The following is a 25,325-nucleotide window of genomic DNA, read 5'->3' on the forward strand; positions in this document are numbered from 1 at the left end:
AAACATTACAATGTTCATCTATATTATATATTTAATTCTCTTCTAGGTATTTTGAATTTGATTTTTGATTCTATTTCATCTAAAATCTTTTGGTTTTTTGGATCTATGAACATACATGTATATCCTGCTTCTCCAGCTCTTCCAGTTCTACCTATACGGTGAATGTAAATTTCAGCAGTTTCAGGAATATCATAGTTATATATATGAGTAACTCCACTTACATCTAATCCTCTTGATGCTACATCAGTAGCTATAAGATATTGAATATCTGCTTTTCTGAAAGATCTCATTATTCTTTCACGTTTTGCTTGAGGGATATCACTATGTAATTTCTCAGTTTTAATACCACGTCTGCTAAGTCCCATTTCAAGCTCATCAGCTCTTCTTTTAGTTCTACAGAATATAATAGACATAAATGGATTATCTTCTGCTAAAGCAGCACATAAAGCATCTTGTTTTTTTCTGTCTGTAGTTTCAACAACAAATTGCTTAATGCTATCAAGAGTAATTTCCTCTTCTTTAGTTACAGTAATAATACTTGGATCAACCATGTATCTATAAGCAAGTTTTTTTACTTGAGAATCCATAGTTGCAGAGAAACAAAGTATTTGACGTTTCTTTGGAGCCTTACTCATAATAGTGTCAACTTCATTTTTGAATCCCATAAATAACAGTTGATCAGCTTCATCTAAAACTAAAGTTTTTAATGTGCTAAGATCAACAGTTCCTCTTTCGATATGATCTATAAGTCTACCAGGAGTTGCAATAACTAAATGAATGTTTCCTTGTAGCTTTTTAACTTGTGATCCTACATCTTTTCCACCATAAGCTGCTAATATTTTTATATCTTTAGCCTCTTTAAGTTTCTTTGCTTCCTCAGTTATTTGAATAGCAAGTTCTCTTGTTGGAGAGATAATTAATGCTTGAACTGAATTATTAGTTAGTGATATATTCTCAATAATAGGAAGTAAAAAGGCAAGGGTTTTCCCAGTACCAGTTTGAGCTTCAGCTATAACATCTTTTCCTTGTTTAATTAATGGAATACTTTGTTCTTGAACTGGAGTTGCCTCTGTGATTCCAGATTTTTTTAATAAGTTTACTATTTCTTCATTTATTCCTAATTGTTTAAAATTCATTATTTCATACCTTTCGTTTTTAGAATATAGTTTAGACACCTTGATGTGTCTAGGTTAAGCGATATTTATTTTAAAATATTAATAGATACGCTATGATTACTTAATAATAGCATAATGTACTAGCGAATACTAACATAATTGGTGGTATATAAGGTAAGAAAAAGAAACTTAGGAGTAAAAATGCTTTTAAGCAATTTTGTGAACTTAATATTACTAATAATAAGTTCATATTTTCACATTTAAACAGAAGAGAAAAGTATATATACGAGATACAAGTGATAAGACTATATTTATATAATATAGGAGAGGGGATTTGGTAATATGGAGCTTAATAAAGAATGTATGGAGATACTTCAATACATGATTGAAAAAGATGACTATGTGCAATTAGAAGAAATAGCTGCAAGATACAAAATAACTAATCGAGGAATACGATATAAAATTGATAAAATTGAATCTTTCTTAGTGAAAAATGGATTTGGATACTTTGATAAAAAGTATAAGAAGGGTATAAGAATAAACGACACCCTTAAAGTAAAGGAATACATGCAAAAATTCATAGGAGAATATACACCGTACAAATATGTATATTCAAAATATGAAAGAAAACTTTTTATGATTTTAAAGCTACTTCAAAGCAATGAGTATATAAAAATTAAAGATTTTGAAGAAAAGTTATGTGTATCAAAGAATACATTATTAAAAGAATTAGATGAAATTGGCTATGAATTAGAAAATTATGATTTAAAACTAGTTAGGAAGCCAAGGTTAGGACTTATAGCAGATGGGTTAGAAATGAATAAGAGAAATGCTGTAATAGATATAATGGCTAAAAGTGTATCAGCAGAGGATGTTGTAAATTATGTTTCAAAAAAATCAATTCAATCAAAAATAAATAACCTACAATTCAGCACTTTATTTGAGGATATAGATATAGATTTTATAGATAGATTAATAAAGAAGGCTGAAATAGATTTAAAAAGGGAATTTAGCGATGAGGCATATGGAGGTCTTATAACTCACTTATCAATAATGATAAAAAGAGTTCAATTGGACAAAGTGATTTATCTTCCAGAGCTAGATGATGGATTTGTTAAAAGCACAGTAGAATACCAAGTAGCACTAGAAATAATAGGAAAGATTGAAGAATATTATAATATTGTTGTTCCAGAAATGGAGTCATGTTATATAGTTATACATCTTTTAGGAGCAAAAGTTGTTAACAATACATTTCAAGCTGGGGATACTTGTGGAGAAAATGAGTTGCAAAGCTTAATAAAAGTTATGACTGAATATGTAGAGTCAATCTATAATATAAATTTAAATAATGAGAGAGAAGGATTATATCAGGGGTTATTATTGCACCTAAGACCAAGCCTTTATAGAATAAAATATGGTTCTAGAATAGAAAATCCATTGTTTGATAGAATTAAGCAAGAGCAAGGCAATTTGTTTAAAGTTGTAGAAGCTGCTTGTAAATACTTAGAAGAGTTTGTAGGGGAGGAACTTGGAGAACATGAAACTTCGTATATAGTTCTTCATTATGCAGCAGCACTTGCTAGATATAAACAAAGAATAGATGGAAAAACAAGAATAATAATAGTATGTGGATCTGGAATTGGAGCATCTAAAATGATAGCTTCTAAAATATCAGAAAGATTCAACTTAGACATAATAGGAACTTATGGAAGTAGAAATGTTGATGTGGAGTTAAAAAGTACTTGTGATTTTATAATAAGTACAATAGACATTGGAGGATTAAATAAAGACGAGTACATAAAAATATCTCCACTATTTTCAGAAAATGATATTAAGAAATTAGAAAAATATTTAGTTCCAGTTGCAAAAAAAGAACAACAGGGAGAAGAACTTTTACTAGTAAATAGAATATTAGCTAAAGTAAAAAAACATTGTGAAGTAAGAGATGAGGAACAATTACGATATGAAATTTTATATGAGTTAAAAAAGCAAAATGAAAAAGAAATTAATAAAGTAGAAAAAAATTCCCTTAAAGACTTCATAAAAAGAGAAAACATAGAACTAAAGTTAAATTGCAAGGATTGGATAGATGCAATAGGTAAAGCATCCGATATCCTAATAAAGAAAGATTCTATAACAGAAAAATATAAAGAAGGCATAATTGAAAACTTTGAGAAATTAGGACCATACATGGTTATCGCACCAGGAATATGCCTAGCGCATGTAGATAGGACAGATGAAATAAATGAAACCTGTATGAGTTTAGTAAATTTAAAATATCCAATTAAATTTAATAGTGAGTTTAATGACCCAGTAAAATTAATACTAACTTTCGCTACAAAGGACAAGCAATCACACTTAAATGCACTATTAGAATTTATGAGTTTGATAAATAATTCTAAAGATTTAGATAGGCTTATGACCACTTCATCTAAAGATGAAGTAAGAGAAATATTAAAAAAATATAAAAGAATGTAGGAGGAATTAATATGAGAATAGAGGAACTTAATTTCCTTAAAGAAAGATCAAATGAAGTTAGAAGATTATTAGTGCAAGAAATTCACAGTGCAGGCAAAGGGCATTATGGTGGAAGCTTATCAATAGTTGATGTATTGGTATTACTATATAACAAAGAAATGAATATAGATGCCAAAAACCCTAAAATGGAAGGTAGAGATAGATTTGTTTTATCAAAAGGCCATGCAGGTCCAGCTTTATATGCGACATTAGCAGATAAAGGATACCTAGAAAAGGAAGCTTTATTAACTTTAAATAAAGAAAATACGTTATTACCAAGTCATTGTGACATGAACAGAACAAATGGAATAGATATGACAACAGGATCACTGGGTCAAGGAATTAGTTGTGCTGTTGGTATGGCAAAAGCTTCTAAAATAAAGAAGGATAATGCATATATTTATTGTGCTATTGGTGATGGAGAATGCAATGAAGGACAAGTTTGGGAAGCCGCATTAGCAGCATCTTCATTTAAACTAAATAATTTAATTTTATTTGTAGATTACAATAAGATGCAACTAGATGGACAATTAGTAGATATAGTTGATATGGGGAAAATGGACAAGAAGTGGGAAGCATTTGGATTCTTTGTTAGAAATGTCGATGGACACAATATGCAAGAAATGCATGAGGCAATAGTTGAAGGTAAAAAACAAGATAAGCCAGTTGCCATTATATTAAACACAATAAAGGGAAAAGGCGTTTCTGTAATAGAAGAGGCAGGATACAAGAACCATAGTATGGGATTAACAGAAGAACAATTAACAAAAGCTTTAGAAGATTTAAAGTAAGGGGGATATAATTATGGAAATGAGACAAGTCCTATGTGACACAATGAAAGAGTTGATGGAAAAACATGAAAATATAATCTTTATGGATGCTGACTTAGCAGAGGCAAATGGAACAATGTCACTTAGAGAAGTATTTAAAGAAAGAGCATTTGATGTTGGGATAAGTGAACAAAACATGGCAAGTATGGCAGGGGGAATGAGTGCTTATGGGATGAACCCATATATTTGTACATTCACAGCATTTGCATCAAGAAGAATATGTGACCAAATAGCAATTTCACTAGCGTATGCTAAGCAAAGTGTTAAAATTATAGCTACAGATGCGGGGATTGCAGCAGAAACAAATGGTGGAACACACATGAGCTTTGAGGATATTGGAGTTTTAAGAAGCATACCTGGTTTAGTAATAATTGATGTAGTTGATGAAGTTCAATTAAGAGAAGTTTTATTAAATACAGTTGATTATAAAGGTGTTGTTTATATAAGAATGCCAAGGAAAGAAGTTCCAAGAGTACATGGAGAGGACTATAAATATGACATGCTAAAAGCAGATGTGTTAAAAGAAGGAGAAGATGTAACAATATTCTCAACTGGTTTAATGACAAATGCAGCATTAGAAGCTAGCAAAATATTAGGAGCAAAAGGTATAAATGCTGAGGTTATTTCTATTCCAACAATAAAACCCTTAGATGAAGAAACAATTATTAAGTCATTAGCAAAAACTAAAAAGGCAGTAATAATTGAAAATCATAATGTAATGGGTGGATTATATAGTGCAATTGCAGAAGTATCATGCAGAAAGTGTCCTACACTAATGAGAAGTCTAGGAGTTTTGAATCATGTTGGAGAAGTTGGAGGAATGAAATTTTTAGCTAAGAAGTATGGAATGACAGCTGAAGATATAGCACGAGAGTGCACAGAGCTAGTAAAATAGAAATTTATTAGTACTTATGGATATTTGAATAAATAGCAAAAGGGCAAGCCGAAAATGCATGTCCTTTTTCTGTTTATAGGTAGAAAAATAAATAAGTTCATTTCTTCACTTTTAATTAGAAATAGAAGGTGGTGTAAACCTATTCAAGTAGGCGGAGAAATATAATATAATGATATTGTAGCAAGGGAGTTAAATAAAGTACGGGGTGAACAAAATGTTAGCAAAAATAATAACACAAGAATTTATAAAAGTACAAGTAGATTGTAAAGATTGGAAAGAAGCGATAGAAAATGGAGTAGCTATGTTAGAAGAAAAGGGCATAGTTGAAAAAAGCTATAAAGAAGAAATATTTAAAAACTTTGAGGATTTAGGGCCATATATGGTAATTGCACCTGGAATTGTATTATCACATGCAAGACCAGAAGCTGGAGTAAATAAAACTGGGATGAGCATAATGACCTTGAAAAATCCAATCAAATTTGGAAGTGAGTTGAATGATCCAGTTACATTAGTACTAACATTAGCAGCAAAGGATAATACGGGACATGTTAGCTTATTATCTAAATTAATGGAAATGTTAATGAATAGTGAAGATTTATATATGATTTTTAATGCAAAATCGGTTGAAGATGTAAGTAATATTATAAAAAAATATAAATAAATAAATAAAATTTAGGAGGAATTTATTATGAAAATTTTAGTATGTTGTGGGTCAGGTTTAGGAAGTAGTTTTATGATTGAAATGAATATTGAAAATGTTTTAAGGGATTTAGGAATAAAGGGTATTGAGGTAGCTCATTCAGATTTATCTTCAGCAAAAGGAACTCCAGCGGATGTTTATGTAGCAACAAGGGATCTTTCAAGTAGATTAGAAGGGTTAGGCGGAGAAGTTATTTCATTAAATAATATGATAGATTCAAAGGAATTAAAAGAAAAATTAGTAGAAGTATTAAAGAAATTAAACCATATATAAGAAAAGATAATTAAATTGGAGGCGAAATAATAATGTTAGATTTTATAGTTGACATATTAAGCGAACCATCTGTATTGGTGGGGGTAGTAGCACTTATAGGTTTAGTATTACAGAAAAAATCATTCTCAGATTGTATATCAGGAACAGTAAAAACAATAATGGGATTCTTAGTATTAGGTGGTGGAGCAGGTATAGTTGTAGGCTCACTTGAGCACTTTGGGAAAATGTTTGAACATGGATTTGGGATTACAGGTATAGTTCCAAACAATGAAGCGATAGTTGGAATGGCATTGGACAATTTAGGAACAACTACAGCTTTAATTATGGCATTTGGTATGGTAGCTAATATATTAATTGCTAGATTCACAAAATTAAAATATATATTCTTAACAGGACATCATACATTATATATGGCTTGTATGTTTGCAGCTATATTATATGCAGGTGGAATCACTGGAACAACGGCAGTAATTGTTGGGTCAATCCTTTTAGGATTAACAATGTCTTTAATGCCTGCAATGGCACAACCATTTATGAGAAAAATTACAGGTACAGATGAAGTTGGATTTGGACATTTTGGTACATTCGGATATGTTTTATCAGCTTTAGTTGGTAAAGTAGTTGGAAAAGGATCAAAATCAACAGAAGAAATTAAATTTCCGCAAAGTTTAACATTTTTAAGAGATACGTCAGTGGCTATTTCAATAACAATGTTAGCATTATTCTTAATAGTTGCATTTGCAGCAGGTCCAGAATTTGTTGCAGGAATTAGTGGCGGTAAAAATTTAGTAGTATTTGCATTAATTCAATCAATAACATTTGCAGGTGGAGTTTTTATAATACTTGCAGGAGTTAGATTAATTTTAGGAGAAATAGTTCCAGCATTTAGAGGAATAGCTATGAAATTGGTTCCTAATGCTAAACCCGCATTAGATTGTCCAGTAGTATTCCCATATGCACCAAATGCAGTATTAATTGGATTCTTATGTAGCTTCTTAGGTGGACTAGTTGGGTTATTCATTTTAATAACATTAGGTGCACCAGCAATTCTTCCAGGAGTTGTACCTCACTTCTTCTGCGGAGCAACAGCCGGGGTATTTGGTAATGCAACAGGTGGTAGACGTGGAGCAATATTTGGATCATTCGCAAACGGATTACTAATCACTTTCTTGCCAGCATTATTACTTCCAGTATTAGCAGGGCTAGGGTTCGGTGGGACAACATTCTCAGATGCTGACTTTGGAGTGATTGGAGTTATATTAGGAAAAGTATTATCAATGTTCGGAGCATAATTTAGAGAAAGAAATTTTAAATAGATATATGAACTGCACCCCGTTAAGTGGAAACAGCTAAAAAGAGTTGTAAAATCCATTTAATGGGGTGATTTTATATGTCAAAATAAAAGTGAACCTATAAAAATAGATTTTTATTTATAATTAATTATAAAAATTAGTATCATATAGTGACTATTATAATAAGTTATGATTATAATGGTAGGTGAGAAAATTAATATTAGGAATCATAGTGGCTTATTATTTTTTGAATAGGGCTAAGGTTCCATAGTAATAAATAGGAGTGGATTAATATGTACGTAGCATTTGGAAATAAAATCGTAGATAGCACAGAGATAAAGGAAAAGATAGAAGCAAATACAGAAATGAAAATAATTAAAGATATGACTAAAGGTTCAAAAAGAGAAGATATTATAGCTTATAACATAAGTATTGATTTAGATGTTTTAAATGATGAAATAAAAGATACTTGTAATTTAGATGATTTAACAGAAGATGAATTATTTGAAGAATATGTAGCGTTAGGGGAAGAGCTTGCAATTGAAATAGAAGATTACCTTCCAGAAGAAGCTATTATAGAAATTAGAACATATAAGTGGGAGCCATCAGATAATGATATTAAGCTAGTAGTGGCAATAGCTCATGATGAACTTGGAGAAGTTAAATTAAGAGATATAATAAAAAGATTATTAACTCAAGTAAATTAAGTTTGTTTCAAAAAAACTAGCCAATAAGAACATACTATTGGAAAACTATTTTAAAAGAGAATAATATAAATATTATAGTAGGCATTGAGTTTGTTTTAGGTTGATTTTATTAAAAATCAGCCTAAAATAAATTTAGTGCCTATTTTTTTATCGATATCAATATGAAAACGATAAAATTAAAATAAAGTCATAACAAAAATGTAGAAAAAACTTTTATCGTGTCGAAAATATAGTTAAGTATTCAATAATATATAACGATAATACATTGAATATATAAAATAGTAGGAGGAAGCTGATGAAGAAATTAATGGGTAACAATAAGTCGAGAAGTATAAAAAGTGATATGATAAGAAATTTTGGTGCTTTATTTGTAGTAATTACACTAGTGTTTTCGGTTGTATTCTATTCACAAGCTAAAAAATCTAATATAGATAATACTATGGATATAATGAATGCAATGTCTAGTCAATCAGCTAAGTTAGTTGAAGCTAAATTAAATGAAGAAATAACAATGGGGTTAGCAATTGCAAATGATCCCATTATAAGAAATGCAAGCTCATCAATAGAAGATAAAAATAGAGTGTTAAATGATAATATGAAATTGTATGGACATAAGTCTATAGGTATAGCAACTACAGATGGTAAGTTAGCATTAACTTCAGGAAAAACAATAGACATAAGTCAATATGATATTTTCAAAGAATCAATAAAGGGTTCTGTATATGTAGAAGAGCCATTTGTAGATCAAATAGATGGGACAATGTTAATGGCATATGCAATACCTATCAAAGATAATAATGGAAAAGTAATTGGAATGGTTGAGTACTCAAGACCAGCAACTGAAATAAGCGATATTATAAAAGATATTACTTTTTTAAAAACTGGAAGTGCATATGTAATTGGTTCTAAAGGGGTAACAATAGCACACAAAAATCAAGACTTAGTAAATACTTTAAGTAATACTATAGAAGAATCAAAAAGTGATGCAGATTTAAAAGAGTTAGCAGAAATAGAAAAGAAAATGATTAAAGGTGAAGATGGAATAGGCACATATACCTATAATGGTAAAAAGAAGACGGTAAGTTATTCACCAATAGGAGATAGAGGTTGGTCTATAGGAATAACTGTGGAGTATGATGATATAGTAGCTGGTGTTAATGTAATTAAAAATACAGCAATAATTTTAACACTAATTTCTATATTAGTAGGTATTGTAGTAACAGCCTTATTTGCAAACAATCTATCAAAGGCAATAAAGAAAATAACTGAAAAAGTAGATGTAATTTCAAAGGGTGATTTTACAGTAGAAATAGAAAAAGAATTATTAGATAGAAAAGATGAAATAGGAACTATAAGCAAGGCTTTAGAAGAATTAAAGCATTCAATTAGTACTATGATTTTAAGTATAAAGAATATAGGGAATGAAATAGATAGTGAAGCTACAAGTTTATCATCATTCTCAGAGGAATTAGCATCTTCCACAAGTGATATTACAAACGCTATTAATGAGGTGGCGAATGGAAATACGGAGCAAGCTGGTTCAATAAGTGACATAACTATAACAATAGATGAGTTCTCAGATAAAATAGATATTGTATCTGGGTATGTTAATAATGTAAATACTAACGCTATTCAAATAGATAAAAAGACAAAAGAATCAAAAGCTACAGTTTTGAAAATGGAACATTCAGTAAATAAATTTGATAAAGAGTTCAATGAATTTAATAGTAATATTTCAACATTAGGTGAAAATATGACTACAGTAAGTTCAATAACAAACTTAATTAAAGAAATATCAGATAAAACAAATTTATTAGCTTTAAATGCAGCAATTGAAGCTGCAAGGGCTGGTGAAATGGGAAGAGGATTTGCAGTAGTTGCAGATGAGATAAGAAACCTGGCAGAACAAAGTAAATCAAGTTCAGAAGAAATATATAAGATAATAGCTGAATCAAGTGCAAATACTAATGCTATAGTATTAAAAACAAATGATATAAATAATGAATTAACAAATCAAAAAGATAACATAAGAGATGTATTAGAAGTATTTGATAATATTGCAGATTCTGTAGAAAGTATTATTCCAGAATTAAATAATACATATAAAGAGTTTACAGAAATAAAAGCAAATAAAGATAATATAGTTAAAAATATAGAGGGGATATCAGCAATCTCAGAAGAAGTATCAGCTTCATCTGAAGAAATATCAGCCTCAAGTAATGAATTAAACCAAGCAAGTGAGGAAGTTGCAATTTCAGCTCAAGGTTTAAGTTCAAAAACAAGAGATATAATGAATGAATTTAACAAATTCAAATTATAATAAAATACCATTCAGGGTTTCAATGCTTATTTAAATTTTATTGTACTTAATAAGTATTGCAAATTATGTTGTAATTTATCATATTAGGCATCAAGTTTATTATTCATATCTATTGTTTTATTAAAAATAATAGATATATATAATGGATTTGGTGCTTATTTTATATTAATATTAAATAATTAGATAAAAAAATAGCTAAATTTAATTAATATTATAATTAAATTATGACATTAATTAATAATAATGTTAAGTATTTTATAAGTTTAACGATAACATATTGGAATGAAAAAATATAAAATAGTAGGAGGAAGTTTATGATAAATTTAAGGTTTAATAATAGCAAATCAAAAAGTATAAAGGGGTCTATGATAAGAAGTTTTGGAGCTTTAATTGTAGTAATTACACTAGTGTTTTCAGGTGTATTCTATTCAGAAGCAAAAAAATCTAATATAAATAATACTATGAATATGATGGATACAATGTCTCATCAAGCTGCAAATTTAGTGGAAGCTAAATTAAGAGAAGAAGTAACAAGGGGATTATCAGTTGCTAATGATCCGATTATAAGAGATTCAAAATCATCAATAGAAGATAAAAAGAGAGTATTAAATAATAACAAGGAATTATATGGACATAAAATTATAGGGATAGCAGCTACAGACGGAAAGTTAATATTAACTTCAGGAGACCCAATAGATATAAGTGAACGAGAACTTTTTAAAGAAACAATGAAGGGAAATGTATATATAGCAGATCCTTATATAAGTAGTATAGATGGAGCAATGGTAATAGCTTATGGGATACCTATTAAAGACAATAATGGCAAGGTAACTTCAATGATTCAGTACACAAGTTTAGCAGAAGAAATAAGTAATAGCGTAAAAGATATTAAATTTTTAAAGACTGGAAGCGCATATATGCTAAATAAAGAAGGTACAGTAATAGCACATCCAAATCAAGAATTAGTAAATACTTTCGATAATTCTATAAAAGCCTCAAAAAGTGATGTAGGTTTAAAGGAGTTAGCAGAAATAGAAACTAAAATGATTAATGGTGAAGATGGAATAGGTACATATAGCTATGGTGGTAAAAAGAAAACAATAAGTTATTCACCAGTTGGAGATAGAGGCTGGTCTATAGGAATATTTGTTGAGTATGATGATATACTAGATGGTGTTAAGGGAATTAAAAATACAGCACTAATTTTAACACTAATTTCTATATTAGCAGGTATTTTAATAACGGCTTTATTTGCCGATAATCTATCAAAAGCAATAAAGAAAATAACTGAAAAAGTAGATGTGATTTCAAAAGGTGATTTTACAGTAGAAATAGAAAAAGAATTATTAGATAGAGAAGATGAAATAGGAACTATAAGCAAGGCTTTAGAAGAATTAAAGCATTCAATTAGTACTATGATTTTAAGTATAAAGAATATAGGAAATGAAATAGATAGTGAAGCTACAAGTTTATCATCATTCTCAGAGGAATTAGCATCTTCCACAAGTGATATTACAAACGCTATTAATGAGGTGGCGAATGGAAACACTGAGCAAGCTGGTTCAATAAGTGATATAACTATAACGATAGATGAGTTCTCAGATAAAATAGATATCGTATCTGGGTATGTTAATAATGTAAATACTAATGCTATTCAAATAGATAAAAAGACAAAAGAATCTAAAGCTACAGTTTTAAAAATGGAACATTCAGTAAATAAATTTGATAAAGAGTTTAATGAATTTAATAGTAATATTTCAACATTAGGCGAAAATATGACTACAGTAAGTTCAATAACAAACTTAATTAAAGGAATATCAGATCAAACAAATTTATTAGCTTTAAATGCGGCAATTGAAGCGGCAAGAGCTGGTGAAATGGGTAGAGGATTTGCAGTAGTTGCAGATGAAATAAGAAACTTAGCAGAACAAAGTAAATCAAGTTCAGAAGAAATAGATAGAATAATAACTGAATCTTGTCAAAATACTAATGCTATAGTCTTAAAAACAAATGATATAAATGATGAATTAACAAATCAAAAAGATAATATAAGGGATGTATTAGAAGTATTTGATAATATTGCAGGTGCTGTAGAAAGTATTATTCCAGAATTAAATAATACATATAAAGAGTTTGCGGAAATAAAGGGAAATAAAGATAATATAGTTAAGAATATAGAGGGGATATCAGCAATTTCAGAAGAAGTATCAGCTTCATCAGAAGAAATATCAGCCTCAAGCAATGAATTAAACCAAGCAAGTGAAGACGTTGCAATTTCAGCTCAAGGTTTAAGTTCAAAAACAAGAGATATAATGAATGAATTTAATAAATTCAAATTATAATAAAATATCATATAGGGTTTCAATGCTTATTTAAATTTTCTTGTATTTAATAAGTATTGCAAATTATGTTGTAATCTATCATATTAAGCATCGAGTTTATTGTGTAATCTATTATTTAATTAAAAATAATAGATGTATATAATAAATTTGGTGCTTGTTTTATATTTATATTAAATAATTATATGAAAAAACAGCCAAATTTAATAAGTATTATAATTAAATTACAATATTTATTTATAAAATATCAAGTATTTATTAAGTAGAACGATAACATATTGAGATGAAAAAATAAAATAGTAGGAGGAAGTTAATCATGAACTTAAGATTTAATAATAGTAGATCAAAAAGTATAAAGGGGTCTATGATAAGAAATTTTGGGACTTTAATTGTAGTTATTACCCTAGTATTTTCAGGTGTCTTCTATTTAAAAGCAAGACAATCTAATATAGATAATACTATGGGTATGATGGATACAATGTCTCTGCAAGCTGCGAATTTAGTGGAAGCTAAATTAAGTGAACAAGTAACAATGGGATTAACAGTTGCCAGTGACCCTATTATAAAGAATTTGAATTCATCAATAGAAGATAAAAATAGAGTGTTAAATTATAATATGAAATTGTATGAACATAAGTCTATAGGTATAATAACTACAGATGGGAAGTTAACATTATCTACAGGTAAAATAATAGATATAAGTGGACAAGATATATTCAAAAAGACAGTGGAGGGAAATATATTTATATCGGAACCATTTATAGACAGTGTAGATAATGAAATTATAATAGCGTATGGAATACCTATTAAAGATAATAATGGCAAAGTAATTTCAATACTTGAATATACAAGACCAGCAGCGGAAATAAGTTCTATTATAAAAGAAATTACTTTCTTAAAAACTGGAAGTGCTTATATGTTAAATAGAAAAGGTACCGTAATAGCGCATCCAAATCAAGAATTAGTAAATACTTTCGATAATACTATAGAAGCCTCAAAAAGTGATGTAGGTTTAAAGGAGTTAGCAGAAATAGAAACCAAAATGATTAATGGTGAAGATGGAATAGGGACATATAGCTATGGTGGTAAAAAGAAAACAATAAGTTATTCACCAGTTGGAGATAGCGGATGGTCTATAGGAATATTTGCTGAGTATGATGATATACTAGCTGGTGTTGAGGGAATTAAAAATACAGCACTAATTTTAACACTAATTTCTATATTAGCGGGTATTTTAATAACAGCTTTATTTGCTGATAAGTTATCAAAAGCAATAAAGAAAATAACTGAAAAAGTAGATGTGATTTCAAAGGGTGATTTTACAGTAGAAATAGAAAAAGAATTATTAGATAGAGAAGATGAAATAGGAACTATAAGTAAAGCTTTAGAAGAATTAAAAAATTCAATTAGTACTATGATTTTAAGCATAAAAAATATAGGTGATGAGATAGATAGTGAAGCTACAAGTTTATCATCATTCTCAGAGGAATTAGCATCTTCCACAAGTGATATTACAAATGCTATTAATGAGGTGGCGAATGGAAACACTGAGCAAGCTGGTTCAATAAGTGATATAACTATAACAATAGATGAGTTCTCAGATAAAATAGATATTGTATCTGGGTATGTTAATAATGTAAATACTAATGCTATTCAAATAGATAAAAAGACAAAAGAATCTAAAGCTACAGTTTTAAAAATGGAACATTCAGTAAATAAATTTGATAAAGAGTTCAATGAATTTAATAGTAATATTTCAACCTTAGGCGAAAATATGACTACGGTAAGTTCAATAACAAACTTAATTAAAGAAATATCAGATAAAACAAATTTATTAGCTTTAAATGCAGCAATTGAAGCAGCAAGAGCTGGTGAAATGGGAAGAGGATTTGCAGTAGTTGCAGATGAAATAAGAAACTTAGCTGAACAAAGTAAATCAAGTTCAGAAGAGATAGATAGAATAATAACTGAATCTTGTCAAAATACTAATGCTATAGTATTGAAAACAAATGATATAAATGATGAATTAACAAATCAGAAAGATAATATAAGAGATGTATTAGAAGTATTTGATAATATTGCAGATTCTGTAGAAAGTATTATTCCAGAATTAAATAATACATATAAAGAGTTTACAGAAATAAAAGGAAATAAAGATAATATAGTTAAAAATATAGAGGGAATATCAGCAATTTCAGAAGAAGTATCAGCTTCATCTGAAGAAATATCAGCCTCAAGCAATGAATTAAACCAAGCAAGTGAAGAAGTTGCAATTTCAGCTCAAGGTTTAAGTTCAAAAACAAGAGATATAATGAATGAATTTAACAAATTCAAATTATAAAAAATATTAAATTATATAGAGGATATAATGAAGTTTGCTGGAATAAAAAGATTTGAAGAATTATTAGTATATGGGACAGGATTTATAGAAGAGGATAAACAAAAGGCAGTAGAAAAAGCAATACAAAAAATAGATGGGGTTATAACAGAAGTATGGAGACCTTAGAAAAATATACTAAGAATTTATAATCAATCTATTTAAAAAATATATAATATTAGTTATAATGAAAGATATAGTAAAATAAATATTAGAGTTTGGGGGAGTATGTATCATGTTTTTAAATGAATTAAATGAAAATGAAGCAACTGCATTTATAAATGTAGTTTCAGAGTTCGCAAATGTGGATAATACATTTGCAAAAGAAGAAAAGGAAGTTTTAGAAGGTTATTTAAAAGACCTAAAATTAACTAAAGACATAATAGGTAAATTAAATTTTGATAAATCACTACAAACTTTAAATGAATCAAAGGACAGAATAAAAAAGATAGTTTATTTTGAACTTATAGGGCTTGCATTAGTAGATGGTGAATATGGAGATAAGGAAGTTGAATTTTTAGATAATATAGCAAAGCAATTTGGAATATCAAGAACAAAGAGAATAGCCTTTGCAAATTATTTCTACAACTTCACAGATGTTTATAAATTTTCAGTAGTAGAATCAGAAAATAAAATAGAATTGTTAAGAGAACAAGCAGAAGCTATTCTGGCTTAGTAATATTTGGAGAAATAACTAGTCAGAATATTTGACTAGTTATTTTCTTGCAGTTCTATAAGCTTAAATACTAAGTTCATATTATTTGAACTTAGTATTTTTTTTATTTTTACTATTAAATTTTAAAAAAATTTGTTATTCTATTAAGTGGGTTTAAAAATAATAACAAGGCACTATAATAAATATGAATAGTTAATTAATAGTAATAAACTTAATTTTAAATAGTTAGGCATTTATAAATGCATTATAGGAGTGAAACAAATGAATAAAGAGAATTTTATTGAAGAGTTAAAAAGTTACGGCACTATTACTTTTGGAGTAGTACTAGTTGCAATAGCACTTGTATATTTTTATGCTCCAAACAACTTAGCAGCAGGTGGATTATCAGGGGTTGCGCTAATAGTTAATCATTTAATTCCAGGTATAACAATTGGAGGAATGCTATTTGTAGGAAATAGTATTTTATATGTAATTGCATTCTTAATAATAGGACCTGAATTTGGGTTTAAGACTATATATGCAAGTTTTGGATTGTCCGCAATAATATGGTTTATGGAAAAGTTTTTTAAGCCACAAGCTATTACAAATGATTTAATGTTAGCATCAATTTTTGGAACAATATTAGTAGTTATAGGAATGTCGATAGTATTTAATGCAAATGCATCTACAGGTGGAACTGATATTATAGCAAAAATATTAAACAAATATACAACATTTAATATAGGAATATCATTACTTATGGTTGATTTTTTAGTAACATTATTAGCCGGATTAATATTTGGATTAGATACAGGATTTTATGCACTATTATGTGTATTAGGAAATGGACCTATGATAGATAAATTAATAGGAATATTTAATGCTAAAAAGCAAATAACAGTAGTAAGTGATAAAAACAATGAAATATCAAATTACATTAAGAATACCCTTGAAAGAGGTTGTACACATTTGAAAGCTTCCAATATGGTTGATGGGACAGGTAAAGATGTAATATATACAGTTTTAGAGAAAAAGGAAATAGGTAAATTAAAAGAATTTATAAAAGTAATAGATAAAGACGCATTTCTAACAGTAGCGCATATAGAAGAGGTAACAGGAAAAGGATTCCCAATAATTGAATTTTAGCAAATTTAAAAAATAACAAGCCAAGGTGCAAAAAACTAGCATCTTGGCTTATTATTTTTTGAAGGGGACTTAATTAAATTAATATGTATTAAAAGAACTTTCTTGGGAAATCTAATAGTATAAAAATAAGGAGGTACTTTTATATGAGTGATAATAACAATAACGATGGAATGATGGGTGGATTACCAATAAATATTAATAAAGTAGTTCCAAATCCAGATAGTGAGGCTATGGAAATAACAAAGCTAGTAAAAAAATCAGGTGATGTTACAGGCTATGAACTTTCAAATGGAGAAAAAATTTCAAAAGAACAAGGTGTTCAAATGGCAAAAGAAGGTCATATTGCAGGAGTTGCAGTAGGGATTTCCCGTAAAGGTGAAGAATATTTAAGAAGTTTACCAGATGATAATGAAGGAAATAACTTAAGTGCATTACCTTCAATAAATGAATAGTATATATACAAGACGGGGATGTCATTTTATTATGACATCCCCGTCTTGTATAGATCATAAATGTAAAAAGTATTAAAAAAATGAGAAGGTGTATTCTAAATTTGGGAAAAAGTGATATAATAATTATGAACAGTTAATAAAAAAATAAATACTATGGGTATGAGAAAAGGGAGATATAATTATGAAAAAAGTTTTAGTTATGTGTAAGGGGACAGGCCAATCAATAGCTTTTAAGAAAGCTACATTAGAATTTACAGAAAAGAATACATTAGATATAGAATGGATTTTTGCTAATGAAAATCAATATGGTGAGATTGTTGAAAAGGACAATATAGACCTTGTAATTATATCACCAGAAATGTTAGTTGTTGATGCAAAAGTTAAAAAAGATTTAGATTTAAAAGGTGTTAAGTATTATTCAGCTAAAGGATCAGATTTTGGGTTAAGAAGAATAGATACAATAGTTACAGCTATTAAGCCTCTGTTAGGTTAATTATTAATAATATATATATTTAAATAAAAGGGTTCCCATAAGGGAGCCTTTTTATTTAAATATTCCTAAGGGAGTTTCAAAAAAAGGGGGATGGGGAGTGCTTAAAAATATTGACTATTTAAATGATTTATACAGGAATATGTGGTGGAAAACTAGTGCAAAATTAAATCTAAATATGAAAAAAATTAGCTATTTAGAAAAAAAGAAAAGAGAAAAGACTTTAGAATTGTTTATAGATAAAATAATTAAACATATAGGTGAATTCCCAAAGGATATTGAAGAAAGAAAAGTATGGAGAAATACAGGTAATAAATATGTTGATAAAATGATTGAGGTAGAGGATACATTTAGACTTGGAACTTTAGATAAAAAAATGAAAGAACAATTTTTTAAAAGTACAAAAATATTTATAAATACTTGTAGAGAATTTGATGAAAATATAGAGTATAAAGACATTGGGCAAGCTATGAGAAATGTATGGATAGTTAATATTTTTCAAAAAATAATAGGAAGAGATATTGAATTTAGCAAGGCCATATTTGGTTATAGTATGCTTTATCCATATACAGATAATTATTTAGATGATACAAAAGTAAATTTAAAAAGCAAGAATGATTTTAATAAAAGATTTTCTAAAAGACTAAGTGGTGAAAATATAGAAGCTAAAGATAGTTATGAAGAAAAGGTATATAAGCTAGTTGAATGTATTGAAGAGGTATTTAATAGAATTGATTATCCAAAGGTCTATGAAGGGTTATTATTAATACAGCAAGGTCAGGAAAAAAGTTTGTATGAGCAAGAATCAGTTAGTATGCCATATGAAAGAGATATGCTTAATATTTCAATTGAAAAAGGTGGAGCTTCTGTTTTAGTAGATGGATATTTAGTTTGCGGAGAACTTACAAAAGAAGAAGAAATATTTGCTTATGGATATGGGTTTTTGCTTCAATTATGTGATGATCTTCAAGATGTTAATTCAGATTTAGAAAAAAATCATATGACAATAATATCTCAATTAGCAGGAAAATATAATCTAGATAAAATTATTAATAAGTTAATAAATATAATTATAGATATAGTAGATAATGCTACCTGTTTTAAAGGAGAAAATATAAAAGAGCTAAAAGAACTTATAAAAAATAACTGTATAACCATGGTGCTTTTTGCAATTGTTGATAGTAAAGAATACTTTTCTAAAGAATACATTAAAGTGATAAGTAGTTATTTACCATTTACTTTGAGTTATATAGATGGAATTGAAATAAAATTTAAAAAAAAGTTTAAAGCTTTAAAACCTAGTTATCATGGGGTAAAGGTTGAAGATATATTAATGTATTTATTTGAAGTAGAATAATGAATATTAAAAAAAATAACAAGGCAACATACTAGTATATTTTGTATATTGAATTGTTATTTTCTTTATAAGTAGTCTTGTTATACTAATATATAGGCTGTTAACAATGTGGAAAGTTATCCACAAAATGTGGATAACTTCGAAAAACGGTGGACAACTTTTGAAAATCGCAAAAAAAGTATTGACACAACATATATGGGGCAAAATATTGTGTGTAACAATATGATGATTTTTAGGGAAAAATATAAAGTGAATAAAAAGGGATAAAATCAAGTTTTTGGAAAGAACATACTTATCCACAAAATCAACACAATGTGGATAAGTTCTGTGGATAACCCTTCAATAATAACTATTATTAAACCAAATTAAAGAATAAAAACCAAAAATAGGATAAAAATAGAGTAAACTGTGGACAACTTTTTTTAATTTTCAGAAAAATGATTTTAATTATATAGTAAATTTAGTGGAAAAATAGGATATTTAGAGGTGAAAACTGTATGAAGTATGAAAAAAAAATATTTGAAGCAATATTTTTAGAAAGACCAAATAGATTTAATGCTCTGGTTTTGTTGAATAATGAAGAAATTATTGTACATGTTCCAAATACAGGAAGATGCAGGGAAATATTGGTTAAAGGGTGCAGCGTATATTTAAGAGAAGAGCTAAATCCAACAAGAAAAACTAAATATGATTTGGTTGCAGCGTTAAAAGGTGATAAATTAATAAGCATAGATTCGCAAGTACCTAATAAAGTTGTGGATGAAGCCTTAAAAATGGGTAAAATAGAAAAACTCAAGAAATATAATAATATATTAAGAGAAAAGACCTTTGGAAAAAGTAGATTTGATTTTAAGTTATCCACAGATGAAGATGAAGTATATTATTTGGAGGTTAAGGGAGTAACTTTAGAGGAAAATAGGTATTCAAGGTTTCCAGATGCTCCAACAGAAAGAGGGACAAAACACTTAATGGAATTAATAGAAGCTAAAAAGCAAGGCTATGGAGCTGGTGTTATGTTCTTAATACAATTAGACGAGGTTGATAAGTTTTCACCTCAAGATGAAAGAGATCCAGCCTTTGGAATAGCTTTAAGACTGGCAAAAGAAAGTGGTGTAGATGTTTTTGCATATAATTGTATAGTAGAAGAAGATGGATTATCAATAAATGAACCTGTAGAGATAATATTATAGTATAATTAAGAAAAGAGAGGTATACTTTATGATATTTAAATTTTGCCCTATGTGTGGGAAAAAATTAGACGAGAAATATAGCTGGGATGAGGGCGGAGTTCCTTATTGTAAACATGATAATATAATGTTTTTTGATACTCCAAGACCTTGTATAGTTGTAGCTATAATAAAAGGTGATGAAATTCTTTTATTAAAGCAAAGTTATATATTTAAGAATTCTAGGGTTCTTGTTTCAGGCTATGTAGGAAATAATGAAACAGCAGAAGATGCAGTATATAGAGAGGTTAAAGAAGAAACTGGGTTAGAGATAAAAGATGTTAAGTACTTAGGCTCTGACTATGTAAAAGATAAAGAAATATTAATGCTAACATTTATGGCTAAGTACTTAGATGGAGAAATAGAAAAATCTGATGAAGTAGAAGGAATAGGCTGGGCAAAGATAGAAGATGCATTATGTGAAATGACAGAAGATGAAATAGGAAAAAGAGTAGTAAGAAAAATGCTAAGTGAAATAGGCTATGATGGTGAAAATGCATATAGATGTGAAGGTAATAGCTGTCAGTTAAGACCACAATAATATTAAATTCAAATAAAAAATAATGACTTTGATAAATATTAAGGGCGATACAATGGGGAGAGTTATTTATGGAATGGATTAATTCAATAATAAGCTATAAGACATTTAATGAACAAGAAGAAAAGGATAAGGAAATAATTTTAAAATGCATAAAAACATTTGAAGATGTTTTAACTAGAAATAATGAAATTGTACATATGACATCATCAGCATTTGTAATTAATAAAAAAAGAGATAAAGTTCTTATGATTCATCATAACATATACAACTCATGGTCATGGACAGGTGGGCATTGCGATGGGGATGCTGATCTGCTAAAAGTTGCAATTAAAGAATTAGAAGAAGAGACAGGGGTTACAGATATTAAAGTTATAGTACCAAATATATTCTCATTAGATGTGCTTCAAGTTAAAAGCCATATTAAAAAAGGTAAATATGTAGCACCTCATTTACATCTATCATCAGCTTATTTATTAGAAGCAAATGAAGAGCAAGAGTTAGTAGTTAAAGAGGATGAAAATAGTGGTGTTAAGTGGATAGAGCTAGATAAACTAGAAGAGTACACAATAAATGAACCACATATGCAAAAGCTATATAGCAAGTTTATAGAAAAGATTAATTTAATAGATATTGGATACTTTTTAAAATAGTAATACATCAATTTGCTAAGATATTATTTAAAAAAAGTGCAGTGGATAAATAAAGATGAAGAGAGTGATAAACATTGGAAAATTTAAAAATGAGTTCAGAAATGACCTTTGATGAGGTTTTTTCACTGCTTGAAGCATGGGGAACAGAAGCAAGAAGAAAGACAAATGCAAAGAAAAATGCTGGAGATAATCAATTTGGAGTTGCCATTGGTAATTTAAGAGTATTAGCTATTAAACTTAAAATAAATCATATTCTTGCAATGGAACTTTGGAAAAGTGGAAATGTAGATGCTAGAATACTTTCTACTATGATTATGGATAAAGATGAATTATCCGCAAATGAAATAATGGAGATGATTGATGGACTTACTTATTCTGTATTAGTAGATGAGTTTGTTTATAATGTTATAGCAAAAACAATTTATGCAGATGAATTATATAATGAATTAGTTGATTCAGATGATGAGTGTAGAGGTCGTGCAGCTTGGGATATTATAATTGCAAAAGTAATAAGTGAAAACACTATAGATAGGGTTATAGATTTGGATCTTGATAGTATTATTAAAAAAATAGAAAACGAAATGAAAGATGCTCCAAGATGTAAGCAAGAATCTATGAACCGTTGTTTATGTGAAATAGGTATACATTTTTCAGAATACACACAAAAATGTATTGAAGTTGGAGAGAGTTTAGGTAAGTTAGATAAGAGACAGGTTCCTAAAGGTGGAACTTCAACATATGCACCAGAATGGATTACTAGGGGAATTAAGGCGCTTTACAAAAAAAATAGTAAGTAACATAAGGCTCATTTAAATAATACTATGGCCAAAATAGGGGAGAACATTTATGAATAATAAGGAAATTATAGAATTTTTATCACAGGATTTTTTATTAAATGTAGATATGATTGATTGTATTAAAAGAAATAAGCATAAAATAATTGATCTAAATAAAGATGGGGTATTAATTGAAGATGTATCTAGCAAAGTTGTTATGATTAGTGCTAATAATTTTGAAGCTGCTAAAAAGTTAATAGATAAAATTCCAGATTCAACAGAACTTGTAGTTGGCCATCAGGATTTATATTATGAATATTTAAAGGAAAGATTTAATGCAATAAATGAAATGTATTGCTATCAAACTGTTTATATAGAAAGTGAGCCACTTCCAATTTCAAATTGTCCTGCAACAATAAAACTTCTTACAGAGGAATATACCAGTGATGTTTTTAGACAGTATCATAATGACTTTACAACTGGGATTGAATATATAAGAGAAAGAATAAAATCTAAAACTATGTTTGGAGCATTTATTGATAATAAATTAGTAGGATTTGTAGGTACTCATGAAGAAGGGTCAATTGGACTTTTAGATGTGTTACCTGAATATAGGAAAATGGGAATAGCAACTTCATTGCAAATATATGCTACAAATTTGGCGTTATATCAAAATAGAATCCCTTACGGTCAAGTTGTAATAGGGAATGAAGGATCAACTAAACTTCAAGAAAAGCTAGGCTTCAAAATATCCAAAGAGAAAATTTATTGGCTTACACGTATGATATAGAAAAAACTGGACTGTTATTTATTTAGAAATGACTAATATTACTTAGAGAGAAAGAGGTAGTAAAAATGAATTTAATAAAAGCTTATGAAGAATATACTAGAGTAAATAATGATTATGTTAATTTTATAGAAGGATTAGTTAATAGTGACCTTGGAGATTGCAATGAGACACAAATCAAAGAACACCTTTTATGTGCTCAAAATAGTTTTGAATCAATAAAAATAAGAATAGATGTTGAAAAAGTAGAAGAAAAAGACCAAGAAAATCTTAGAGATCTTAAATATTTAGTTATGGATGCACTATTTATATCTGCAGACTTAGTTGCATTTTATAAATACAAACAACCAGAAAGATTCAAAATGAGAGCTGTTAATTATATTAATAAGAAAAGACGCGCAGAAATGTTTAAAGATAATCATGATGGTTCATGTAGAGTATAGGGGTGATCTTCACCTCTACCAGTCAAATCCACATTCAATCTAGAGATAGATTGGACGTGGATTTTTTATGTGAGTTTCATGTATTGGTTGCAAAAAAATAGAGGGAAGGTATTCTTAAAGGAATAGATTGAGTAAGAATACGTCTTTAGGGAAGGTATTTTTTGCCTGATAGAATGGCTATTTGACCACATGGAACTGAGATATTGATTTTTTAATTTAGCTAATGACTTTTATAAGAATGTATAAAGTGTTACTTATATTTAGCAATATTAATAGTAAGTAAAATATTAATTGTAAACGTTGTCTTTTTAATTCTTGTATGGTATAATTTGGATATTCTAAGCGCTTAGAATATCTTTTAACTATTAGTAAATATTTTTTGGGGGGATAATCTTGGAAAATAAAAAGTTTAAAAGTAAAAGGTTTATGCTCATTTTAGTTGTAATTTTATCTATTCTTATACCACCGGCAACGTATGCTGCAACAGGAACCGGATTAAGCACAACTTCCTACGATAATACCTATTATGCAGAAGCGATGGGAAAGACAGGAACAACTTTAAAATCAACACTTCATAATATAATTGATGATAATACAAAATTATCATACAATGCTGTTTGGAATGCATTGATGGATACAGATGAAGACCCTAATAACTCAAACAATGTAATATTATTATATACAGGCCGTTCACAAGGAAAAAGTACAAAAGGATCAGGTGTGAATAATTGGAATAGAGAGCATGTGTGGGCAAAGTCACATGGTGATTTTGGAACTAAAGCAGGTCCAGGAACAGATATACATCACTTAAGACCTACGGATGTATCTGTAAATAGTACAAGAGGAAATTTAGATTTTGATAATGGTGGAGTTGCAGACCGTGAAGCTACTTTATGTAAATATGATAGTGATTCATGGGAGCCAAGAGATAGTGTAAAAGGTGATGTAGCTAGAATGTTATTCTACATGGCTGTAAGATATGAAGGAGATAGTGGGGAAATAGATTTAGAGTTGAACAATAAAGTTAATAATGGATCTGCCCCGTACTTTGGAAAATTAAGCACATTGCTTCAATGGAATGCCCAAGACCCTGTTGATGACTTTGAAAGAAACAGAAATGACATAATATACCGTAAATATCAGCACAACAGGAATCCTTTTATTGATCATCCAGAATGGGCAAGACAAATTTGGGGTTAAAACCAGAAAGAGTTCTAAAAAGTTATTTATTTATCATTTAAAGTATTGAGATAATTATATATATAAACAAGTATGATAAGCTACTACTGCAATAATCAGTGGTAGCTTTTTCTATATAAAGAACAGAAAAAAATTTTAGCATTATATATATTATCCATTAATCAAGAGGCATGTAGAAGTTAACCTAAAATTTATTCTATTTAATATAGAGTTACCGATAATTTAGAGGATAAAGAA

The 25,325-nt window shown here is 28.6% G+C and carries 23 protein-coding genes and 1 pseudogene; 23 read left to right on the forward strand and 1 reads right to left on the reverse strand.

The window, feature by feature from the left end:
• Positions 1 to 23: 23 nt before the first annotated feature.
• A complete protein-coding gene (locus J1C67_RS07880; protein ID WP_089967177.1) occupies positions 24 to 1,136 on the reverse strand; it encodes a DEAD/DEAH box helicase in 1,113 nt (370 codons plus the stop codon).
• A gap of 321 nt (positions 1,137 to 1,457) precedes the next feature.
• Here J1C67_RS07880 and J1C67_RS07885 point away from each other — a divergent pair, with 321 nt between their 5' ends.
• From J1C67_RS07885 to J1C67_RS07995, 23 genes and pseudogenes are all read left to right on the forward strand, one after another.
• A complete protein-coding gene (locus tag J1C67_RS07885) occupies positions 1,458 to 3,593 on the forward strand; it encodes a BglG family transcription antiterminator (RefSeq protein ID WP_167865973.1) in 2,136 nt (711 codons plus the stop codon).
• Positions 3,594 to 3,604: 11 nt separating this feature from the next.
• A complete protein-coding gene (locus J1C67_RS07890) occupies positions 3,605 to 4,423 on the forward strand; it encodes a transketolase (protein ID WP_167865972.1) in 819 nt (272 codons plus the stop codon).
• A gap of 13 nt (positions 4,424 to 4,436) precedes the next feature.
• Positions 4,437 to 5,357 carry a transketolase family protein gene (locus J1C67_RS07895; protein ID WP_167865971.1) on the forward strand — a complete coding sequence of 307 codons (921 nt, stop codon included), beginning with the start codon at positions 4,437 to 4,439 and terminating at the stop codon, positions 5,355 to 5,357.
• Positions 5,358 to 5,571: 214 nt separating this feature from the next.
• Positions 5,572 to 6,018, forward strand: coding sequence for a PTS sugar transporter subunit IIA (locus tag J1C67_RS07900; protein ID WP_167865970.1), 447 nt, complete (start codon positions 5,572 to 5,574; stop codon positions 6,016 to 6,018).
• A gap of 27 nt (positions 6,019 to 6,045) precedes the next feature.
• Complete coding sequence (locus tag J1C67_RS07905) at positions 6,046 to 6,330, forward strand: PTS sugar transporter subunit IIB (protein WP_089967167.1); 285 nt, start codon at positions 6,046 to 6,048, stop codon at positions 6,328 to 6,330.
• Between the two features lie 32 nt (positions 6,331 to 6,362).
• Entirely contained in the window at positions 6,363 to 7,622 is a 1,260-nt protein-coding gene (locus tag J1C67_RS07910; protein WP_167865969.1) for a PTS ascorbate transporter subunit IIC, read from the forward strand.
• Positions 7,623 to 7,915: 293 nt separating this feature from the next.
• On the forward strand, positions 7,916 to 8,329 hold the full coding sequence (locus J1C67_RS07915; RefSeq protein WP_089967163.1) for a hypothetical protein: 414 nt from the start codon (positions 7,916 to 7,918) through the stop codon (positions 8,327 to 8,329).
• Positions 8,330 to 8,624: 295 nt separating this feature from the next.
• Positions 8,625 to 10,649 carry a methyl-accepting chemotaxis protein gene (locus tag J1C67_RS07920; RefSeq protein ID WP_167865968.1) on the forward strand — a complete coding sequence of 675 codons (2,025 nt, stop codon included), beginning with the start codon at positions 8,625 to 8,627 and terminating at the stop codon, positions 10,647 to 10,649.
• Positions 10,650 to 10,963: 314 nt separating this feature from the next.
• Complete coding sequence (locus J1C67_RS07925) at positions 10,964 to 12,991, forward strand: methyl-accepting chemotaxis protein (protein WP_167865967.1); 2,028 nt, start codon at positions 10,964 to 10,966, stop codon at positions 12,989 to 12,991.
• Between the two features lie 313 nt (positions 12,992 to 13,304).
• Positions 13,305 to 15,329: a methyl-accepting chemotaxis protein gene (locus tag J1C67_RS07930; protein WP_167865966.1), complete on the forward strand. Its 2,025-nt coding sequence runs from the start codon at positions 13,305 to 13,307 to the stop codon at positions 15,327 to 15,329.
• Positions 15,330 to 15,494, forward strand: a pseudogene (locus J1C67_RS07935) (FMN-dependent NADH-azoreductase); the annotation flags it as partial.
• Between the two features lie 106 nt (positions 15,495 to 15,600).
• Complete coding sequence (locus J1C67_RS07940; RefSeq protein ID WP_167865964.1) at positions 15,601 to 16,041, forward strand: tellurite resistance TerB family protein; 441 nt, start codon at positions 15,601 to 15,603, stop codon at positions 16,039 to 16,041.
• A 261-nt stretch (positions 16,042 to 16,302) separates the two neighbouring features.
• The gene (locus J1C67_RS07945; RefSeq protein ID WP_167865963.1) at positions 16,303 to 17,166 is read left to right on the forward strand and encodes a YitT family protein; all 864 of its coding nucleotides are present in this window, start codon (positions 16,303 to 16,305) and stop codon (positions 17,164 to 17,166) included.
• A gap of 143 nt (positions 17,167 to 17,309) precedes the next feature.
• Positions 17,310 to 17,618: a DUF3892 domain-containing protein gene (locus J1C67_RS07950; protein WP_243176703.1), complete on the forward strand. Its 309-nt coding sequence runs from the start codon at positions 17,310 to 17,312 to the stop codon at positions 17,616 to 17,618.
• A 181-nt stretch (positions 17,619 to 17,799) separates the two neighbouring features.
• The gene (locus J1C67_RS07955) at positions 17,800 to 18,111 is read left to right on the forward strand and encodes a PTS sugar transporter subunit IIB (protein ID WP_167865962.1); all 312 of its coding nucleotides are present in this window, start codon (positions 17,800 to 17,802) and stop codon (positions 18,109 to 18,111) included.
• Positions 18,112 to 18,208: 97 nt separating this feature from the next.
• Positions 18,209 to 19,465 carry a hypothetical protein gene (locus tag J1C67_RS07960; protein ID WP_207253576.1) on the forward strand — a complete coding sequence of 419 codons (1,257 nt, stop codon included), beginning with the start codon at positions 18,209 to 18,211 and terminating at the stop codon, positions 19,463 to 19,465.
• A 497-nt stretch (positions 19,466 to 19,962) separates the two neighbouring features.
• Entirely contained in the window at positions 19,963 to 20,655 is a 693-nt protein-coding gene (gene sfsA, locus J1C67_RS07965; protein ID WP_167865961.1) for a DNA/RNA nuclease SfsA, read from the forward strand.
• 28 nt (positions 20,656 to 20,683) lie between these two features.
• Entirely contained in the window at positions 20,684 to 21,232 is a 549-nt protein-coding gene (locus J1C67_RS07970) for an NAD(+) diphosphatase (RefSeq protein WP_089967145.1), read from the forward strand.
• Positions 21,233 to 21,300: 68 nt separating this feature from the next.
• Positions 21,301 to 21,882 (forward strand): NUDIX hydrolase, encoded by a 582-nt coding sequence (locus J1C67_RS07975; protein ID WP_167865960.1) that lies wholly within the window; start codon positions 21,301 to 21,303, stop codon positions 21,880 to 21,882.
• A 74-nt stretch (positions 21,883 to 21,956) separates the two neighbouring features.
• Positions 21,957 to 22,679, forward strand: a complete 723-nt coding sequence (locus J1C67_RS07980) for a DNA alkylation repair protein (protein WP_167865959.1) — start codon at positions 21,957 to 21,959, stop codon at positions 22,677 to 22,679.
• Positions 22,680 to 22,728: 49 nt separating this feature from the next.
• Positions 22,729 to 23,448: a GNAT family N-acetyltransferase gene (locus J1C67_RS07985; RefSeq protein ID WP_167865958.1), complete on the forward strand. Its 720-nt coding sequence runs from the start codon at positions 22,729 to 22,731 to the stop codon at positions 23,446 to 23,448.
• A gap of 65 nt (positions 23,449 to 23,513) precedes the next feature.
• Complete coding sequence (locus J1C67_RS07990) at positions 23,514 to 23,888, forward strand: hypothetical protein (protein ID WP_167865957.1); 375 nt, start codon at positions 23,514 to 23,516, stop codon at positions 23,886 to 23,888.
• Positions 23,889 to 24,281: 393 nt separating this feature from the next.
• Complete coding sequence (locus tag J1C67_RS07995) at positions 24,282 to 25,088, forward strand: endonuclease I family protein (RefSeq protein ID WP_243176701.1); 807 nt, start codon at positions 24,282 to 24,284, stop codon at positions 25,086 to 25,088.
• The last annotated feature ends 237 nt before the right edge of the window (positions 25,089 to 25,325 follow it).

The sequence above is a fragment of the Clostridium gasigenes genome, assembly GCF_017348895.1.
GTDB classification, from domain to species: domain Bacteria; phylum Bacillota; class Clostridia; order Clostridiales; family Clostridiaceae; genus Clostridium; species Clostridium gasigenes.

Coding starts and splice junctions, on each gene's coding strand:
- J1C67_RS07890 (WP_167865972.1), top strand. CDS start 3,605: ATGAGAATAGAGGAACTTAATTTCCTTAAAGAAAGATCAAATGAAGTT.
- J1C67_RS07910 (WP_167865969.1), top strand. CDS start 6,363: ATGTTAGATTTTATAGTTGACATATTAAGCGAACCATCTGTATTGGTG.
- J1C67_RS07945 (WP_167865963.1), top strand. CDS start 16,303: ATGAATAAAGAGAATTTTATTGAAGAGTTAAAAAGTTACGGCACTATT.
- J1C67_RS07925 (WP_167865967.1), top strand. CDS start 10,964: ATGATAAATTTAAGGTTTAATAATAGCAAATCAAAAAGTATAAAGGGG.
- J1C67_RS07985 (WP_167865958.1), top strand. CDS start 22,729: ATGAATAATAAGGAAATTATAGAATTTTTATCACAGGATTTTTTATTA.
- J1C67_RS07895 (WP_167865971.1), top strand. CDS start 4,437: ATGGAAATGAGACAAGTCCTATGTGACACAATGAAAGAGTTGATGGAA.
- J1C67_RS07955 (WP_167865962.1), top strand. CDS start 17,800: ATGAAAAAAGTTTTAGTTATGTGTAAGGGGACAGGCCAATCAATAGCT.
- J1C67_RS07930 (WP_167865966.1), top strand. CDS start 13,305: ATGAACTTAAGATTTAATAATAGTAGATCAAAAAGTATAAAGGGGTCT.
- J1C67_RS07950 (WP_243176703.1), top strand. CDS start 17,310: ATGAGTGATAATAACAATAACGATGGAATGATGGGTGGATTACCAATA.
- sfsA (WP_167865961.1), top strand. CDS start 19,963: ATGAAGTATGAAAAAAAAATATTTGAAGCAATATTTTTAGAAAGACCA.
- J1C67_RS07920 (WP_167865968.1), top strand. CDS start 8,625: ATGAAGAAATTAATGGGTAACAATAAGTCGAGAAGTATAAAAAGTGAT.
- J1C67_RS07905 (WP_089967167.1), top strand. CDS start 6,046: ATGAAAATTTTAGTATGTTGTGGGTCAGGTTTAGGAAGTAGTTTTATG.
- J1C67_RS07970 (WP_089967145.1), top strand. CDS start 20,684: ATGATATTTAAATTTTGCCCTATGTGTGGGAAAAAATTAGACGAGAAA.
- J1C67_RS07885 (WP_167865973.1), top strand. CDS start 1,458: ATGGAGCTTAATAAAGAATGTATGGAGATACTTCAATACATGATTGAA.
- J1C67_RS07900 (WP_167865970.1), top strand. CDS start 5,572: ATGTTAGCAAAAATAATAACACAAGAATTTATAAAAGTACAAGTAGAT.
- J1C67_RS07990 (WP_167865957.1), top strand. CDS start 23,514: ATGAATTTAATAAAAGCTTATGAAGAATATACTAGAGTAAATAATGAT.
- J1C67_RS07975 (WP_167865960.1), top strand. CDS start 21,301: ATGGAATGGATTAATTCAATAATAAGCTATAAGACATTTAATGAACAA.
- J1C67_RS07880 (WP_089967177.1), bottom strand. CDS start 1,136: ATGAATTTTAAACAATTAGGAATAAATGAAGAAATAGTAAACTTATTA.
- J1C67_RS07940 (WP_167865964.1), top strand. CDS start 15,601: ATGTTTTTAAATGAATTAAATGAAAATGAAGCAACTGCATTTATAAAT.
- J1C67_RS07915 (WP_089967163.1), top strand. CDS start 7,916: ATGTACGTAGCATTTGGAAATAAAATCGTAGATAGCACAGAGATAAAG.